Annotated in this window: 16 protein-coding genes; 4 read left to right on the top strand and 12 right to left on the bottom strand. The window is 67.7% G+C overall.

The window, feature by feature from the left end; all coding sequences use genetic code 11:
• Nucleotides 1–38: 38 nt before the first annotated feature.
• Complete coding sequence (locus ACQI5H_RS08110; protein ID WP_427078888.1) at nucleotides 39–995, top strand: 5'-3' exonuclease; 957 nt, start codon at nucleotides 39–41, stop codon at nucleotides 993–995.
• Nucleotides 996–1,004: 9 nt separating this feature from the next.
• Here the strand turns inward: ACQI5H_RS08110 and ACQI5H_RS08105 are convergent, their stop codons facing one another.
• The 11 genes from ACQI5H_RS08105 to dop form a co-directional block, all read right to left on the bottom strand.
• Nucleotides 1,005–1,781 (bottom strand): DUF4333 domain-containing protein, encoded by a 777-nt coding sequence (locus ACQI5H_RS08105; protein ID WP_427078887.1) that lies wholly within the window; start codon nucleotides 1,779–1,781, stop codon nucleotides 1,005–1,007.
• Nucleotides 1,782–1,837: 56 nt separating this feature from the next.
• Entirely contained in the window at nucleotides 1,838–4,600 is a 2,763-nt protein-coding gene (locus tag ACQI5H_RS08100) for a DEAD/DEAH box helicase (protein WP_427078886.1), read from the bottom strand.
• 96 nt (nucleotides 4,601–4,696) lie between these two features.
• Complete coding sequence (gene tatC, locus ACQI5H_RS08095) at nucleotides 4,697–5,653, bottom strand: twin-arginine translocase subunit TatC (RefSeq protein WP_427078885.1); 957 nt, start codon at nucleotides 5,651–5,653, stop codon at nucleotides 4,697–4,699.
• A gap of 55 nt (nucleotides 5,654–5,708) precedes the next feature.
• Entirely contained in the window at nucleotides 5,709–5,987 is a 279-nt protein-coding gene (gene tatA / locus ACQI5H_RS08090) for a Sec-independent protein translocase subunit TatA (RefSeq protein WP_427078884.1), read from the bottom strand.
• Nucleotides 5,988–6,077: 90 nt separating this feature from the next.
• Nucleotides 6,078–7,052: a helix-turn-helix transcriptional regulator gene (locus ACQI5H_RS08085; RefSeq protein ID WP_427078883.1), complete on the bottom strand. Its 975-nt coding sequence runs from the start codon at nucleotides 7,050–7,052 to the stop codon at nucleotides 6,078–6,080.
• Nucleotides 7,053–7,128: 76 nt separating this feature from the next.
• The gene (locus tag ACQI5H_RS08080) at nucleotides 7,129–8,130 is read right to left on the bottom strand and encodes a helix-turn-helix transcriptional regulator (protein ID WP_427078882.1); all 1,002 of its coding nucleotides are present in this window, start codon (nucleotides 8,128–8,130) and stop codon (nucleotides 7,129–7,131) included.
• Nucleotides 8,131–8,172: 42 nt separating this feature from the next.
• Nucleotides 8,173–9,531 carry a Pup--protein ligase gene (gene pafA, locus ACQI5H_RS08075; protein WP_427078881.1) on the bottom strand — a complete coding sequence of 453 codons (1,359 nt, stop codon included), beginning with the start codon at nucleotides 9,529–9,531 and terminating at the stop codon, nucleotides 8,173–8,175.
• An 86-nt stretch (nucleotides 9,532–9,617) separates the two neighbouring features.
• On the bottom strand, nucleotides 9,618–10,376 hold the full coding sequence (prcA, locus tag ACQI5H_RS08070) for a proteasome subunit alpha (RefSeq protein WP_427078880.1): 759 nt from the start codon (nucleotides 10,374–10,376) through the stop codon (nucleotides 9,618–9,620).
• Nucleotides 10,373–11,293, bottom strand: coding sequence for a proteasome subunit beta (gene prcB / locus ACQI5H_RS08065; protein ID WP_427078879.1), 921 nt, complete (start codon nucleotides 11,291–11,293; stop codon nucleotides 10,373–10,375). The genes prcA and prcB overlap by 4 nt, the downstream gene beginning before the upstream one ends.
• Nucleotides 11,290–11,484 carry a ubiquitin-like protein Pup gene (locus tag ACQI5H_RS08060; RefSeq protein WP_076058487.1) on the bottom strand — a complete coding sequence of 65 codons (195 nt, stop codon included), beginning with the start codon at nucleotides 11,482–11,484 and terminating at the stop codon, nucleotides 11,290–11,292. The genes prcB and ACQI5H_RS08060 overlap by 4 nt, the downstream gene beginning before the upstream one ends.
• A gap of 104 nt (nucleotides 11,485–11,588) precedes the next feature.
• Nucleotides 11,589–13,097: a pup deamidase/depupylase gene (dop, locus tag ACQI5H_RS08055; protein WP_076115347.1), complete on the bottom strand. Its 1,509-nt coding sequence runs from the start codon at nucleotides 13,095–13,097 to the stop codon at nucleotides 11,589–11,591.
• A 139-nt stretch (nucleotides 13,098–13,236) separates the two neighbouring features.
• Here dop and ACQI5H_RS08050 point away from each other — a divergent pair, with 139 nt between their 5' ends.
• Nucleotides 13,237–14,484, top strand: coding sequence for a hypothetical protein (locus ACQI5H_RS08050; RefSeq protein WP_427078878.1), 1,248 nt, complete (start codon nucleotides 13,237–13,239; stop codon nucleotides 14,482–14,484).
• Nucleotides 14,485–14,493: 9 nt separating this feature from the next.
• Nucleotides 14,494–15,102, top strand: coding sequence for a hypothetical protein (locus ACQI5H_RS08045; RefSeq protein ID WP_427078877.1), 609 nt, complete (start codon nucleotides 14,494–14,496; stop codon nucleotides 15,100–15,102).
• 147 nt (nucleotides 15,103–15,249) lie between these two features.
• Here ACQI5H_RS08045 and arc read toward each other — a convergent pair whose 3' ends face one another.
• Complete coding sequence (arc, locus tag ACQI5H_RS08040; protein ID WP_427078876.1) at nucleotides 15,250–17,079, bottom strand: proteasome ATPase; 1,830 nt, start codon at nucleotides 17,077–17,079, stop codon at nucleotides 15,250–15,252.
• A 311-nt stretch (nucleotides 17,080–17,390) separates the two neighbouring features.
• On the opposite strand from arc, the gene ACQI5H_RS08035 reads away from it, so the two are divergent.
• The coding region (locus ACQI5H_RS08035; protein WP_427078875.1) for a hypothetical protein at nucleotides 17,391–17,929 on the top strand (539 nt) is incomplete at its 3' end.

Below are 17,929 nucleotides of genomic sequence, written 5' to 3'. Positions count from 1 at the left end.
CCCGCGACGGCGTTGGGCGGCGTGAGACCATAGCCGGCATGCCCGCACCCGTGTTGCTGCTCGACGGCGCCAGCATGTGGTTCCGCTCGTATTTCGGAGTGCCGTCGTCGATCACCGCTCCCGACGGCCGGCCGGTCAACGCCGTGCGCGGCTTCATCGACTCGATGGCCGTGGTGATCACCCAGCAGCGGCCCGCGCGGCTCGCGGTCTGCCTCGACCTGGATTGGCGCCCGCAATTCCGGGTGGACCTCATCCCGTCGTACAAGGCGCATAGGGTCGCCGAGCCGGAGCCGGCGGGCGAGCCCGACATCGAGGAAGTGCCCGACGACCTGACACCCCAGATCGACATGATCATGGAGCTGCTGGACGCGTTCGGGATTCCCACGGCGGGCGCGGAAGGTTTCGAGGCCGACGACGTGCTGGGCACGCTGGCGGCGCGGGAACGCCGCGACCCCGTCGTCGTCGTCAGCGGAGACCGCGACCTGCTGCAGGTGGTCGCCGACGATCCCGTCCCGGTCCGGGTGCTCTACCTGGGCCGCGGGCTTTCGAAGGCGACGCTGTTCGGGCCCGCCGAGGTGGCCGAACAATACGGCGTGCCGGCGGATCGGGCCGGGGCGGCCTACGCCGAACTGGCGCTGATGCGCGGCGATCCGTCCGACGGCCTGCCCGGTGTGCCCGGCGTCGGCGAGAAGACGGCCGCCACGCTGCTGGCCCAGCACGGCTCGCTGGAGCGGATCCTCGCCGCCGCTCACGATCCAAAATGCAAGATGGCCAAAGGCCTACGGGCGAAGTTGCTTGCTGCCACCGACTACATCGAGGCCGCGGGCCAGGTGGTGCGGGTGGCAACCGACGCGCCGGTCAACCTCTCGACGCCCACCGACCAATTGCCGCTGGCCGCCGCTCACCCTAAGCGGACCGCCGAACTGGCGACCGAGCTGGGCGTCGGGTCGTCGATAGGCCGTTTGCAGAAAGCGCTGGACGCGCTGCCCGGCTGACGGACCCAGCTACTGGGGCCGGCCCACCTCGTAGGTGCCCTTGTTGTCCTGGAAGGTCACCGTCACGTGCTTCGTGGCGCCGTCGATGCTGACGCTGCAGTCGAACGTGCCGCCCTTCTTCACGGTTGGGTCCTGGCCCTTGTTGCACTTGACGTCCTTGACGTTCTTCGCGCCGTAGCCGTTGGTCTCGTCGGTAAGGACCTGCTGCACGCCCTGCTGCGCCTTGTTGACGTCCAATTTGGTGGTGACGAAGAACCCTGGCTCCCAGAAGCCGAGCACCAGCACGACGGCGATGAGCAGAAATGCGATCACGCCGGCGATGCCGCCGATCAGCGCGACGGAACGCTTCTTACCCGGTTGCTCGTAGGGTGGGTACTGCTGCGGGTACTGCCCGGGCTGACCCGGTTGACCGTATTGACCCGGCTGACCGTACTGGCCGGGTTGCCCGTACTGGGGCTGGCCGTACTGGGTCGGTTGGCCGTACTGGCCGGGCTGACCGTACTGGCCCGGTTGCCCGTACTGGGGCTGCCCGTACTGACCGGGCTGGCCATACTGGCCCGGCTGCCCGTACTGGCCCGGCTGTTGCGGGTAGGCCTGCTCCGTCGGCTGCTGATACTGCGGGTATTCCGAGGGCGGCGTGTACGCCGGGGCCTGCCACGTCGGCTCCTGGGCGGGCTGCTGCTGTTGCCACGGCGATCCCACCTGGGTCGGTTCCTGGGACCGATCGACACCCTCGCCGGGCGGTTGCCACTGCTGGCCCGGGTCCGATCCGTGGGGTCCGCTCATCGTGTCTCCTCGCCTCGCCTCTTGGTCTTTGGCTGCCACCGTAGCTCGGGCTCAGCCTACCCGGCGTCAACTGCGACGACGCCGCGCCGAACCTCATTGATAGCGCGCTTGGCGGTTGCTCGCAGCTCGGCATCAGGGGCGGCGTTGCGGACCTGGTCCAAAAGGTCGAGCACCTGCCGGCACCACCGTACAAAATCGCCCGCCAACAACGGCGAACCGGCGCCCGTCGGATCGGCGGCGGCCAGCGCCGCGGCCAGATCACCGGTCCGCGCCCAGCGATAAACGACGGTGACAAAGCCGTCGGCGGGTTCGCGGCTCGGGCCGATCCGGTGGGTTTGCTCGTCCGCGCGCAGCGCAAGCGACAGCTTCGACGTCTGATTCAGCGCCTGCCGCAACCGCGGTGTGGGCGCCTCGGCGGCAAACGGGCCGCCGGGGCCGTCGCCGCCGCGGCTCTCGTAGAGCACCGCCGAGACCACCGCCGCCAACTCGGCCGGTTTCAACTCCGCCCACGCGCCGGTGCGCAGGCATTCGGCGACCAGCAGATCACTCTCGCTGTAGATCCGGGCAAGCAACCGGCCGTCGTCGGTGACGCGCGGATCGGTGGCCGGGCCTTGGATGAACGCGCGCTCCGTGAGCAGCCCGACGATCCGGTCGAAGGTACGGGCCAGCGAATTGGTCGCTGCGGCAACCTTTTTCTCCAACTGGGCGTTGTCACGTTCGATGCGCAGGTAGCGCTCGGCCTGACGCATCCGCTCCTCCAGGCCGGGGCCGTTGTGGGCGGGGTGCCGACGCAGTTGCTCCCGCAACGACGCGAGTTCCGGATCGTGAAACGCGCCGTCGTCCGCGTCGCGACGGCGCTTTGTCGGGATATCCAGTCCGGCGGCGGCGGATCGCAGCGCCGAGGCCAGGTCGCGCCTGACCCTGGGCTGCCGGTGTTCGACGCGCTTGGGCAGCGACATCGAGCCGACCGGCGCCGAGGCACCCGAATAGTCCGCCGACGAAATGCGTCCCGCCCACCGGTGTTCGGTGAGCACCAACGGCCGCGGGTCGGAGCTGTCGCGGGCCGACTCCAGCACGACCGCCAGTCCCCCGCGCCGGCCGTGCGTGATGCTGATGATGTCCCCGCGACGCAGCGCGGCCAGCGCGTCGCTGGCGGCCTGCCGTCGTTGCAACCTCGACGCGCGCGACTGCGCGCGCTCCAGCTCGGAAATCCGGGCACGCAGCCGGGCATATTCGAAGATCGGCGCCTCCGCCCCGCCCAGCTCGGCGGCGATCTCGTCGAGCAGCTGGCGCCCGCGTTCGATACCGCGCACCACGCCGACGACGGACCGGTCGGCCTGATATTGGGCGAAGGACTGCTCCAGCAGCTGATGCGCCTGCTCGGGGCCCATGTGCTGAACCAGGTTGATCGTCATGTTGTACGACGGCGCGAACGAGCTGCGCAGCGGGAACGTGCGGGTCGACGCCAGGCCGGCCACCGCGGATGGCTCGGTGGTTTCTTCGGCGGGATGCCACAGCACCACCGCGTGACCCTCGACGTCGATGCCACGCCTGCCCGCGCGCCCGGTCAGCTGCGTGTACTCCCCCGGCGTCAGCGGCACGTGCTGCTCGCCGTTGAACTTCACCAGCCGCTCGAGAACCACCGTGCGGGCGGGCATGTTGATGCCGAGCGCCAGCGTTTCGGTGGCGAAGACCGCCTTGACCAAGCCGGCGGTGAACAGCTCCTCGACCGTATGCCGGAACGCCGGCAACATCCCGGCGTGGTGGGCCGCCAGCCCGCGCAGCAACCCTTCGCGCCATTCGTAGTAGCCCAGCACGGCGAGGTCGGAGTCGGCGAGATCGCCGCACCGGTGCTCGATCACCTCCGCGATCTGCGCGCGCTCGTCCTCGGTGGTCAGCCGCAGTGGCGAGCGGAGGCATTGCTGGACGGCGGCGTCACAACCCGCCCGGGAGAACACAAAGGTGATCGCCGGCAACAAGCCCTCGGAATCCAGCGTTGCGATCACGTCCGGCCGCGACGGCGGTCGGTAGAACCGCGGGCGGCCCGCGCCCCCGCGTCCCGACCGTCCCGATCCCCGGCGCGGCTGCCAGTCCGACATCCGGTCGGCCTCGCGGCGATGCGCGATGTGCCGCAGCAGTTCGGGATTGACCCGCGGTTGACGATCGGCGGCCGGTTTCTCGTTCTCGTAGTCGAACAGGTCCAGCAGGCGCTTGCCCACCAGGACGTGCTGCCACAGCGGAACCGGCCGGTGCTCGTCGACCACGACGGTCGTGTCGCCGCGTACCGTCTGGATCCAGCCGCCGAACTCCTCGGCGTTGCTCACCGTCGCCGAGAGGCTGACCACCCGCACCTCGTCGGGCAGGTGCAGGATCACCTCCTCCCACACCGGGCCCCGCATCCGGTCGGCGAGAAAATGCACCTCGTCCATCACTACGTACGAAAGCCCTTGCAGGGCGGGCGAATCGGCGTACAGCATGTTGCGCAGCACTTCGGTCGTCATGACCACCACGGGCGCGTCGGCGTTCACCGACATGTCGCCGGTGAGCAACCCGATCCGGTCGCGGCCGTAGCGCAGCGTCAGGTCGGTGTGCTTCTGGTTGCTCAGCGCCTTCAGCGGCGTGGTGTAGAAACACTTGCCGCCGGCCGCCAGTGCCAGGTGCACGGCGAATTCGCCGACGACCGTCTTGCCGGCGCCGGTCGGCGCGCAGACCAGCACGCCGTGACCCCGTTCCAGCGCCGCACACGCCCGCTGCTGAAAGTCGTCGAGCGGAAAGGGCAGCTCCGCGCTGAACCGGGCCAGCTCGGCCAGCTCGGTCACGCGAGCGCCGGATCGCGCGAACGTGCGCAGATGTACACGCACATCGGCGTGTCGGCGTACAAACACGCACGGTCGCGCATAACGGGACGCCGGTCGCTAAGTGACGTCGTCATGCTGCCCGGCGGTGAACGACGGCTCGGGTATGGGCTCGGGCTCCTCGACGACAGACGCTTCGTCGTCGGGGATCGCCGCCTGCGCTTCGCGCTTGGCCTTCCGCTTGTCGTGCAGGCGAGCGATCTGGATTGCGAACTCCAGCAACACCGACAGCGCGACCCCCAGCGCCGTCATCGAAAACGGATCGGAACCGGGCGTGAACACCGCCGCGAACACGAACATCGCGAAGATCAGGCCGCGCCGCCACGACTTGAGCCGCTCATACGTCAGCATCCCCACCATGTTCAGCATCACGATCAGCAACGGGAATTCGAAGCTGACGCCGAACACGATCAGCAGGTTGATCAGGAAGCCGAAATAACGGTCTCCGGACAACGCGGTCACCTGCACGTCGCTGCCCACGGTCAACAGGAAGCCCAGCGCCTTGGACAGCACGAAGTAGGCCAGCACCGCACCGCCGATGAACAGCACCGCGGCCGGGATCACGAACGCGATCGCGAAGCGTCGCTCCCGCTGGTAGAGGCCCGGCGTGATGAACGCCCAGAGCTCGTACAACCACACCGGGCAGGCCAGCACGATCCCGGCCGTCATCCCGACCTTCAGCCGCAGCATGAATTGGTCGAACGGCGCGGTGGCCAGCAGGCGGCACTGACCGTTGGGGCTGATCTCGGCGCGCGCCGACTGCGGCAGCGAACAGTAGGGATGGCGCAACCACTCGCCGAGGCTCTCCAGCCCAAAGATCGAATGCGAATACCAGACGAACCCGAAAATCGTGGTGATCAGGATCGCGGCCAAGGCGATCAACAATCGGGCACGCAGCTCGGTCAGGTGATCGACCAGCGACATGGTCGCGTCGGGGTTGGTACGGCTGCGCCGGTAACGAGGGTTGAGCCGCTTCAGCAAGGCAGCGGTGCGCGCTGAAGTCTTGAAAAGTTTCACGACGCTCGGTCAGTGGCGCTCGGGAACCGCGACGGCTAACCGCGAGTACGCCGGGCTACGCGGGCCGCGCTTCGTGGTGGCCCTGCTCGCTCGCCTTGGGCGGGTCGACCCGCTCCGACTGCACGGGCTGGGGATTCACCGCGGGGGACTCCGACGGGGTCTGCAGGGACGGCGTTTGGTCTTTGTTCTCCGTCTGCATTTCCCGCATCTCGGACTTGAAGATGCGCATCGACTTACCCAGCGAGCGCGCCGCATCGGGGAGCTTCTTGGCACCGAAGAGCAGAACCACTACGACAGCGAGGATCGCCCAGTGCCACGGACTAAGACTGCCCACTTTGATTACCTCCAGACGTCCACCCGATGCTACCGCAGTAGCGAGTACTGCCGGTTTCCCCGCGCCGCGCCGGCCAGGTCCCGCGCTGCTTCACCCCTGGGCCGCGACCTGATACGACTCGAGCGCCGCCGCCGCGGAATCCCGTACCCGCTGCGCGAGCGACGCGGGAGCGAGCACCCGCACGGCCGAGCCGAAGCCCATCACCAGGCGCGTCATCCAGTCCTCGGAGGCGTAGGTCATGACCGCCTCGCATGACCCGTCGGGCAACTCGCGCACGTCGCGCATCGGGTAGTACTCGAGCATCCACGACGCCGAGGGCGCGACCCGCAGCGTGGCCGACGGCAGCGACGGATCTCCGTCGAACAGGGACGTGTCCGGCGGCGCGTGCAGCGCCGATTCGGGCGCGGCGGCGGGCTCGCCCAGCTCGGTGGCCTCCACGATCCGGTCGAAGCGGAACAGCCGAACCCCCTCGGCGTCCCGCGACCAGGCCTCCAGGTAGCTCTGGCCGCCGATCAGCAGCACCCGGATGGGGTCGACGATGCGGCTGGTCAAGGTGTCGTGCGACGCGGCGTAGTAGTCGATGGAAAGCGCGTGTTTGTACTGCACCGCCGTGCGTACCGCGGCCGCGGCCCGGCTCTCGACCGGTGCCTGCTCATCGACGGCCGCCGCGATACCCGTGGCGTCGTGCCCGACCGCGCCCGCGGCGGCCTCGATCTTCGCGATCGCGCTGCGCGCGGCTTCCGGATCGACCACGCCGGGAATGTCGGCCAGCGCCCGCAGCGCCACCAGCAGGCCGGTGGCCTCGGGCGAGGTGAGCTTCAGCGGCCGGTCGATGCCCGCCGAGAACGTCACCTCGATCTTGTCTCCGGAGAATTCGAAGTCGATGAGATCACCCGGGTAGTAGCCAGGAAGACCGCACATCCACAGCTGATTGAGGTCCTCTTCGAGCTGCTTGGCCGACACCCCGAGATCGGCGGCGGCCTTGGCGCGCGTGACCCGTGGGTTGGCCTGGAAATACGGCACCATGTTGAGCAGCCGAACCAGGCGGGTGGACACCGGGGTCATGGGCGCCGCTCCTCTCCCCCGCAAGCGGGAGGTGCCCCCACATCGCTCTTTTGCTCTGCATCGTCGCCGGCGCGGGTCATGAGGCCTCAACCCCCGCCTGCGCGCGCAACCGGTCTAGCACATCGTCGCGCAGCGACTGCGGCTCGAGCACAACGGCGTCGGCCCCGTAGCCGGCGATGTCCCGCGCCAGCCGATCGCTCCAGCCGATGTCGAATTCGAGCACCTCGCCGTCGCGGCCACCCAGTTGTCGCTCACCGGTGGACCGTCCGGTCCGGCGCAGTGCCGTGGCCCGTCCGTCGGCGACCCACACGAGTGCCTGCCCGCCCGTCGGCGTTTCCGCGACGATCCGGGCCACGATCTTGCGCAGGTCGACGTCGTCGGGCACGGTGACCGCGCCGGCCGAACCGATCGGAACGACCTCCGCGCCGATCCGCGAGAGCCGGAAAGTCCGGGTGGCGTCGCGGTCGCGGTCGTGGCCCACGAGATACCAGCGGCCCTTCTCGGTGACCACACCCCACGGCTCGACGGTGCGTGTGGTGAACGGCTCGGCCCGTGACGGCCGGTGCGGAAATTGCACCGCCTGGCGAGAATCGATGGCCGACAACAGGATTCCGAGAACATCCTCCGACCCGCGCAGGCCCGGCACCCCGGGCGGGGAGGCGATGGCCACCGGGGCGCCTTCATCCGAGGGGTCGACGTCCACACCGGCGGCGCGCAGCTTGAGCAACGCGCCCTGGGTCGCGGTAATCAGCTCGGGCGACTCCCATAGCTGGGTGGCGACGGCGACCGCGGCCGCCTCGTCCGACGTGAGCTCGACGGGCGGCAGCGCGTAGGCGTCGCGGTTGATGCGATAGCCCTCGGTGGGGTCCAGCGCCGAAACCCTGCCGACTTCGAGGGGGATGCCGAGGTCGCGCAACTCGTTCTTGTCGCGCTCGAACATCCGCGAGAACGCCTCCGCGCTGGGGCTATCCGAGTAGCCCGCCACGCTGGACCGGATCTTGTCGGCGGTGATGTAGCCGCGGGTGGACAGCAAGGCGATGACGAGGTTCACCAGCCGTTCGACTTTCGAGGTCGCCATTTGCACCAGCCTAAAGGGGTTGGTTGCCCAGCGTTTCCGCGCCTACATGCTGGCGATCAGCCGCTTGACCCGCTCGTCGACGGCCCGGAACGGGTCTTTGCACAGCACGGTGCGCTGGGCCTGGTCGTTCAGTTTGAGGTGTACCCAGTCGACTGTGAAGTCGCGGCCCGCGGCCTGGGCGGCGCTGATGAATTCGCCGCGCAGCCGTGCGCGGGTGGTCTGCGGCGGCTGGTCGACGGCTTCCGCGATGTCCTCGTCGGTGGTGACGCGCGAGGCCAGGCCCTTACGCTGCAGCAGGTCGAAGACGCCGCGGCCGCGCTTGATGTCGTGGTAGGCCAGATCCAGCTGGGCGATCTTCGGGTCGGACAGCTCCATGTCGTAGCGGTCCTGGTACCGCTGGAACAGCTTGCGCTTGATGACCCAGTCGATCTCGGTGTCCACCTTCGCGAAGTCCTGGCTCTCGACGGCGTCGAGCTGCCGGCCCCACAGGTCGACGACCTGTTCGATCTGCGCGTTGGGCTCTCGAACCTGCAGATGCTCGACGGCGCGGCTGTAGTACTCCCGCTGGATGTCCAGCGCGCTGGCCTGACGCCCGCCCGCCAGCCGCACCGGCCGCCGGCCGGTGATGTCGTGGCTGACCTCGCGGATGGCGCGGATGGGATTGTCCAGCGAGAAGTCGCGGAACGGGACACCGGCTTCGATCATCTCCAGCACGAGCGCCGCGGTGCCCACCTTGAGCATGGTTGTGGTCTCACACATGTTGGAGTCGCCGACGATGACGTGCAGCCGGCGGTACTTCTCCGCGTCCGCGTGCGGCTCGTCGCGGGTGTTGATGATCGGGCGGCTGCGGGTGGTGGCCGACGAGACTCCCTCCCAGATGTGCTCGGCGCGCTGGCTCAAGCAGAAGGTGGCGGCCTTGGGCGTCTGCAGGACCTTGCCCGCCCCGCAGATCAGCTGGCGGGTGACCAGGAACGGCAGCAGCACGTCGGAGATCCGGGAGAACTCGCCGGCCCGCACGATCAGGTAGTTCTCGTGGCAGCCGTAGGAGTTGCCCGCCGAATCGGTGTTGTTCTTGAACAGATAGATGTCGCCGCCGATGCCCTCATCGGCAAGCCGCTGCTCGGCGTCGACCAGCAGATCTTCCAGCACCCATTCGCCGGCCCGGTCGTGCGTGACCAGCTGGACCAGGCTGTCGCATTCGGCGGTGGCGTACTCGGGATGGCTGCCGACATCGAGGTACAGGCGCGCGCCGTTCCGCAGGAAAACGTTGGAGCTGCGGCCCCAGGACACGACGCGGCGGAACAAATAACGCGCGACCTCGTCCGGGCTCAGGCGCCGGTGGCCGTGAAACGTGCAGGTGACACCGAACTCGGTCTCGATGCCCATAATTCGACGCTGCACACAATTGAGGGTACTGGTTGTCAGACCGCGACCGTGAGCGTGCCGCGCCCACGGATGTTATCGGGCATCAGTACAACGCGTCCGCCTTAGGAATCGTCGTCGGATTCGTCGTCGGACTTGGGGCCCTTCGAACCGGTCTGGCCGAGCAGGCGTTCCAGGGTGGAACGGCCAAGCCGGCGAAATGCGCGACGCGGCCGGTTGGCATCCAGGATGGCGGCCTCCAGGCTGGCCACTTCGAGGGAGGCCTGATCGCCGTTCGAGCCGTCGGGGCTGCCGGCCCGCAGCGCGTCGACCGCGATGTGCAACGCGTCGTGCAGATCAGCGTTCTCGGCGTAGGACTCCTTGAGCGCGTTGGCGATCGGCTCGGTGGTGCCGCCCATCACCACGAAATGCGGCTCGTCGGCGATCGACCCGTCGTAGGTAATCCGATACAGCTCAGGTGGTTTCGTCTCGCCGTAGTGCGCGACCTCGGCGACGCACAGCTCGACCTCATACGGCTTGGCCTGCTCGGTGAAGATGGTGCCCAGCGTTTGCGCGTAGACATTCGCCAGCTGCCGGCCGGTGACGTCGCGGCGGTCGTAGGCGTAACCCCGGGTGTCGGCGAACTGGATGCCGCCGCGGCGCAGGTTGTCGAACTCGTTGAACTTGCCCGCCGCCGCAAAGCCGACGCGGTCGTAAAGCTCGCTGATCTTCTGCAGGGACCGCGACGGGTTCTCCGCGACGAACAGCACACCGTCCGAGTAGGCAAGCGCCACCACGCTTTTGCCCCGCGCGATGCCCTTGCGCGCGAGCTCGCTGCGCTCGCGCATCGCCTGCTCGGGGGAAATGAAATACGGGAAACTCACTTGTCACCCCGCGGCTCGGCGTCGGGACCGAAAGTGTCAGCGCGCGAACGGCTTTCGATGACCTCACGAGCCAACTCGGAGATGCGGCTCTCCGGCACGTCGACCGCCCCGTCGGCGCCGATGGTGACCGCCGTCGGGTAGATGCCGCGGACCAGGTCCGGGCCGCCGGTGGCCGAATCGTCGTCGGCGGCGTCGTAGAGCGCCTCGATGGCGACCCGCAACCCCGAATCGGCATCGGTGACCTGCGAATACAGCTTCTTCATCGAAGACTTGGCGAAGATCGATCCCGACCCCACCGACTGATACCCCTCTTCTTCGATGTTCCAGCCGCCGGCGGCGTCGAAAGTGACGATGCGGCCGGCGCTTTCCGGATCCGCCGCGTGGATGTCGTAGCCCACCAGCAGCGGCAGGGCCACCAGCCCCTGCATGGCGGCCGCCAGGTTACCGCGCACCATGATCGCCAGCCGGTTGACCTTGCCGGCAAAGGTGAGCGGTACGCCTTCGAGCTTCTCGTAGTGCTCGAGTTCCACCGCGTAAAGGCGGGCGAACTCGACGGCGATCGCGGCCACGCCGGCGATGCCGGTGGCGGTGTAGTCGTCGGTGATGTACACCTTCCGCACGTCGCGGCCGGAGATCATGTTGCCCTGCGTGGAACGCCGGTCGCCGGCGATCAGGACACCGCCGGGGTATTTCAGCGCGACGATCGTGGTGCCATGCGGAAATTGCCCACCGGGTTGACCGCTCCCGGATTGGCCACTCCCCGACTGACCGCTCCCCGATTGACCCCCGCCGAGGACCGCGGGCAGCAGCTCGGGCGCGTGGTGGCGCAATAGATCAGCGAACGAGGACTGGTTTATCCCTGAGGTTCCGGAAAATGCCGAGTTGATTGGCAGACGATCAGAAAACGGCCAGGTCACTGTCCGCCCTTTTGGACGTACGCACGGACGAAGTCCTCCGCGTTCTCCTCAAGGACGTCGTCAATCTCGTCGAGCAGATCGTCGGTCTCCTCGGCTAGCTTCTCGCGGCGCTCTTGGCCCGCGGCTGTGGTACCGGTGACATCGTCATCGTCACCGCCGCCACCGCCACGCTTGGTCTGCTCCTGAGCCATCGCCGCCTCCTGCTTGGTTATCGACTCATTTTAGAGCCAAGTCACACGCCCGCTGGTCTTTCCTACAGTACCGGTCAACGCCGACGTTTCCCCGTTTAACGGGCCTAGCTGGTGAGTTGTTCCACCAGTTCGGCCGCGCTGTCCACGGAGTCCAATAGCGCCCCGACGTGTGCCTTGCTGCCCCGCAGCGGCTCCAGCGTCGGGATGCGCACCAGCGAATCGCCGCCCAGGTCGAAGATCACCGAGTCCCAACTGGCCGCGGCGATATCGGCGCCGAACCTGCGCAGGCACTCGCCGCGGAAGTACGCGCGGGTGTCCGTCGGCGGGTTGTCGACCGCGTCGAGGACCTGGTGTTCGTTGACCAGACGCTTCATCGAGCCCCGCGCCACCAGCCGGTTGTAGAGGCCTTTGTCCAGCCGGACGTCCGAATATTGCAGGTCGACGAGGTGCAGCCGGGGCGCCGACCAGCTCAGGTTCTCCCGCTGGCGGAAACCCTCGAGCAGCCGCAGCTTGGCCGGCCAGTCCAGCAGCTCGGCGCAGTCCATCGGGTCGCGCTCGAGCTGATCGAGCACGTGCGCCCACGTCTCGACGATGTCGGCCGCACGCGCGTCGGGGTCGCGGCTGTCGACCAGCTTGGCCACCCGATCGAGGTAGATGCGTTGCAGCGCAAGGCCGGTCAGCTCGCGCCCGTCGACCAGGGCCACGGCGGCCCGCAGGGACGGGTCGCGGCTGATCGCGTGGACGGCGTGCACCGGCCGGGCCAACGCCAGGTCGGTCAGGTCGATCCCGTGTTCCGGGCCCTCTTCGATCAGGTCGAGCACCAGCGCCGTGGTGCCCAGTTTCAGATAGGTCGACGTCTCGGCGAGGTTGGCGTCTCCGATGATGACGTGCAGCCTGCGGTACCGGTCCGCGTCGGCGTGGGGTTCATCGCGGGTGTTGATGATGCCGCGTTTGAGCGTGGTCTCCAGCCCGACCTCGACCTCGATGTAGTCGGAGCGCTGCGACAGCTGGAACCCGGGCTCGTCACCGGAGGGCCCGATGCCGACGCGGCCGGATCCGGTGATGACCTGCCGCGACACCAGGAACGGGGTGAGCCCGGCGATGATGGCCGAGAACGGCGTCTGCCGGGACATCAGGTAGTTCTCGTGCGACCCGTAGGACGCGCCCTTGCCGTCGACGTTGTTCTTGTAGAGCTGCAGCTTCGCCGCCCCGGGCACGCTCGCGACGTGCCGGGCGGCGGCCTCCATCACCCGCTCGCCCGCCTTGTCCCAGATCACCGCGTCCAGCGGGTCGGTGCACTCCGGTGCCGAGTACTCCGGGTGGGCGTGGTCGACGTACAGCCGCGCCCCGTTGGTCAAGATCATGTTGGCCGCACCGACCTCGTCGGCGTCGACCACCGGCGGCGGCCCGGCCGACCGGCTCAGGTCGAAGCCACGGGCGTCACGCAGCGGCGATTCCACCTCGTAGTCCCAGCGGGTGCGTTTGGCGCGCTGGATACCGGCGGCAGCGGCATAGGCCAGCACCGCCTGCGTCGAGGTCAGGATCGGGTTGGCGGTCGGGTCCGACGGCGACGAAATGCCGTACTCAACCTCCGTCCCGATAATCCGTTGCATTACTTCAAGATAGGCCCGGCGACGACGCGGCCCCCGAAGCGGGGGTGAGCCGGGCGCATCGCCGGTCTTATTGCCGGGCTCCGAATTGAGCCTGGCAACAGCCTCCGCGCGGGCCGTTTCGACACTAGGGTGAGCCGGCATGGACCTCTCGCTGGGCCAGAGTTCGGGCCACGGGACGGACAGCCGGGAGACGGCGGGCTCCGCGGCCGAAAGCTGGTTCTTGGAGCGCGGCCTGCCCTCGGTGCTCACCAGGCGGGCGCGGTGGCGACGGCTCTGGCCGCGGTCGGCTCCCATGCTGGCCGCCTACGCGACGTTGCAAGCCTGCGTCCTGCCGGTCTACTTGATCACCGGCGGCCACGACGTCGAGATCACCGGGGAGCCGACAACTTCCGAATGGATCGTGCTCGCGATCATCGGGCTGGCGCTTCCACTGATGGCCATCGTCGGCTGGATGGTGTCCCGGTCACGCAGCGGACGCACCCGCGCCGGCGTCGCGACGATCGCGGTCGTCGTCGTGGCGTGCGTCGCGGCGACGGTGGGCGGGCCCTCGCAGCTGGTGCAGGAAGCCGTCGTCGTGGCCGCGGTGCTGATCCTGACCGGCGGCGGCGCGGGTTCGGTGGTGGGCTGGGCGGTGCGGATGATGCTGTCGCACCTTGCCACCGTCGGCGCCTTGGCCGTGCGGGCGCTGCCGGTGGTGCTGCTGACCGCGTTGGTGTTCTTCAACACCTACGTCTGGCTGATGGCCGCGACGATCAGCGGTCAGCGGCTGGTCCTGGCGATGGCGTTCCTGGTTTCGATCGCCGCGGCATTCGTCGTGTCGGCCACCCTCGAACGAGTGCGGCCGATGCTGCGCTCGACGACGGTCCGGCCCAATGACACGCAGCCCGATGACACCGGGCCGGACGACACCGACAAGCTTGCCGGCACGCCCTTCGCGACGATGCTCGATACGCATGACTGCGCCCCGCTGAAAAGGACCGAACGCGCCAATGTCGTGTTCGTGCTCGCCGCCTCGCAGCTGGCGCAGATCCTGGTGGTGGCGGTGGTCACCACCGCCATCTACTTCATCCTGGGGCTGATCATCCTCAGCCCGGAGCTGCTCAACGAGTGGACCCACACCTACAAAAGCACCTCGACGGTGTTGGGATTGACGCTCCAGGTGCCGGATTCGCTGATCCATATGACGCTTTTCCTCGGCGCGCTGACGTTCATGTACATCAGCGCCCGCGCGGCCGGCGACGGCGAGTACCGCTCGACGTTCCTCGACCCGCTGATCGACGACCTGCGCACCACGCTGATCGCGCGCAACCGCTACCGCGGCGCCGTCGCGCTGACAGGGTGCGCTGTTGACGGGCGCGCTGTTGACGGCGCTCACGCCAATGATTAATTTCGCCTGATGGCCGAGGACCTGTCCGGGAAGCGTTACGGCGAGGTACTTCTCGTGGAGGTCGGTGAATCGGGTCCGCAGGCCACCGTCTACAACAGCTTCCCGCTCAACGATTGTCCCGCCGAGCTGTGGTCGAAACTCGACGCGCAGGCCATCGCCGCCGAAAACGGTGCGGCCGCGGCTCTGCTCAACGGTCCGCGCTACTGGCTGATGAACGCCATCGAAAAGGAGCCGCAGGGCCCGCAGGAGCGAAAGACGTTCGGCGGAATCGAAATGATCAAGCAGGCCACCGTCGCGATGTCGTCGATGAACCCCGCGCCCTACAGCGCCAACGAGGTGAGCCGCAATACGGTCTTCGTCTTCGACGCCGGTGCTGAGGTGTATGAACTCGTCGAGCCCGACGGGCGGCGCTGGGTCATGCAGACCTGGAGCCAGGTCGTCGACCCCAACCTCTCGAGAGCCGACCTGCCCGGCCTGGCCGGCCGCCTGAACCTGCCCGACGGGTGGCGGTATGAGCCGCGCGTGCTCACCGAAACACTGCGGGTGGACACCAGGACTCGTCCCGCCCAGGTCACGCAGGACGACCTGACGAACAGCTACACGCTCGAATTCGAGTAACCCGGTAGCAATTCGGGCCCCGGCGCGTCCGCCGAGACATGCCCAGACATCGAGACATAAAGCATTGCGACCGTGCTCGGCGTGTCGTCGCAACTGGTTATGTGTCGCGCGACGGCGAGGGCCGGCCGAAGCCGGACGAAGCTAGCGCTACAGGTACTGGCCCAGGTTCGATTCGGTGTCGATGGCGCGCGACGCGCTCGACGACTTGCCGGTGACCAGGGTGCGGATGTAGACGATCCGCTCGCCCTTCTTGCCCGAAATCCGTGCCCAGTCATCGGGATTGGTGGTGTTGGGCAGGTCCTCGTTCTCGGCGAACTCGTCGACGATCGAATCGAGCAGGTGCTGAATGCGCAGACCCGGTTGACCGGTCTCCAGCACCGACTTGATGGCGTTCTTCTTCGCCCGGTCGACGACGTTCTGGATCATCGCCCCGGAGTTGAAGTCCTTGAAGTACATGACTTCCTTGTCACCGTTGGCGTAGGTGACCTCCAGGAACCGGTTGTCGTCGATCTCGGCGTACATCCGGTCGACGACCTTTTCGATCATCGCCTTGATGCAGGCCGTACGGTCACCGCCGAACTCGGCGAGATCGTCGGCGTGCACCGGCAGGGCCTCGGTCAAGTACTTCGAGTAGATGTCTTGTGCCGCTTCGGCATCGGGCCGCTCGATTTTGATCTTCACGTCCAGACGCCCCGGTCGCAGGATCGCGGGATCGATCATGTCCTCGCGGTTGGACGCACCGATCACGATGACGTTCTCGAGTCCCTCGACGCCGTCGATCTCGCTGAGCAGCTGCGGCACCACGGTGGTCTCGACGTCCGAGGAGACCCCGGTGCCGCGGGTCCGGAAGATCGAGTCCATCTCGTCGAAGAACACGATCACCGGCGTTCCTTCGGACGCCTTCTCCCGCGCCCGCTGGAAGATCAGCCGGATGTGTCGCTCGGTCTCACCGACGAACTTGTTCAGCAGCTCGGGGCCCTTGATGTTCAGGAAGTACGACTTCGCCTCGCGGGAGTCGTCGCCGCGCACCTCGGCCATCTTCTTGGCCAACGAGTTGGCGACCGCCTTGGCGATCAGCGTCTTGCCGCAGCCGGGAGGTCCGTAGAGCAGCACACCTTTGGGCGGGCGCAGCGCGTACTCGCGGTAAAGCTCCTTGTGCAGGAACGGCAGCTCGACGGCGTCGCGGATCTGCTCGATCTGGCGGGTGAGGCCGCCGATGTCCTGGTAGCTGACGTCTGGCACCTCTTCCAGCACCAGGTCTTCGACCTCGGCCTTGGGGATGCGCTCGAAGGCGTAGCCGGCCTTGGTGTCGACCAGCAGCGAGTCGCCGGGGCGCAGCTTGCGGGGCTTGGTGTCGTCGTTGAGGGCGTCGGGAACGCCGTCGGGCAGGTCCTCGGCAACCAGCGGCTCGGCCAGCCAGACGATGCGTTCCTCGTCGGCGTGTCCGACGACGAGCGCGCGGTGGCCGTCGGCGAGCACCTCGCGCAGAGTGGAGATCTCGCCGACCGATTCGAACGTGCCGGCCTCGACGACGGTCAGGGCCTCGTTGAGCCGGACGGTCTGGCCCTTACGCAGCACCGTGACGTCGATGTTGGGCGAGCAGGTCAGGCGCATCTTGCGGCCCGAGGTGAACACGTCGACGGTTTCGTCGTCGTGCGCGGAGAGGAGAACTCCGTAGCCGCTGGGCGGCTGCCCGAGCCGGTCGACTTCCTCGCGCAATGCAAGCAGTTGTTGGCGGGCCTCTTTAAGAGTTTCCATTAATTTGGAATTGCGGGCGGCCAACGAGTCGATGCGGGCTTCGAGCTGATGCACGTCGCGGGCGGAGCGGGCGGCGCCGTGCGGCCCCACCGCGTGGTCCAGTTGCTCGCGCAGCATCGCTGCCTCACGGCGTAACTGTTCCAATTCGGCAGCATCGTCGCTGGACATGTCGGTTTCGCTAGCTGTGCCGAATGCTTCAGAACGCTCTGAGTCACCCATGTTGCGCTCCTTTCCCGCCCCGAATAACGCGGTGGATAGTTCAACGCTACCGGCGATTGCCGCCAGATGTGCGGAGTCAAATGCCGTCAAAATTCGCGTCATTGCTCCCGCTGGTAACCTCAGCGTCGATTCGGGACCACCGAAAGGACACCTGTGATCCCAAAAGCCCTCGCCACAGGCGTGGCGGCCGTCGCGGACATCGCCGCGACGACGGCAGGTGTGACTTGCATTGCATCCGTTGGCCCGACACCCGCCGCCACCCCGCTGCAAGAATCAGGCGTGCGCTAATAGCACGCGACTGAGTCGATCGGATGCACCGAAACCTGCCCGTTGCGTTAAGTGCCGCCATCGCCCTGGCGGTCATCGGGCTCTCGGGATGCTCGCACAAGGAACCCAAGGTTGCGTCGTCGAGTCCGTCGGCGCCGGTGCCCGCCGCGTCGAGTCCCGTCATCGTGGCTCCGCCGACCGCGCCGCTGCCCCCGCCCGAAGCGCTCACCGAGGTGCTGAACCGGCTCGCCGACCCGAGCGTTCCGGGCGTCAACAAGGTCAGCCTGGTCGAGGGGGCAACCCCCGAGAGTGCGGCCACTCTGGACAAGTTCACCAACGCGCTGCGGGATAACGGCTATTTGCCGATGACCTTCGCGGCGAACAACCTCGCGTGGTCCGACAAGAATCCGTCCGACGTGATGGCGACGGTCAGTGTCAACACCCCGCGGGCGAACCACGGCAAGTTCACGTTCCCGATGGAGTTCACGCCCTTCCAGGGTGGCTGGCAGCTATCCCAACGCACCGCGGAAATGCTGCTGGCCCTGGGCAATTCGCCGTCTGCGACCGCGCCGCCCCCCGGTCC

This window comes from Mycobacterium heidelbergense (assembly GCF_050205645.1).
In the GTDB taxonomy this organism is placed as follows: Bacteria; Actinomycetota; Actinomycetes; order Mycobacteriales; family Mycobacteriaceae; genus Mycobacterium; species Mycobacterium heidelbergense_A.
The sequence above is the reverse complement of the archived record's forward strand: the minus strand, read 5'-3'. Positions and strand labels throughout refer to the sequence as shown.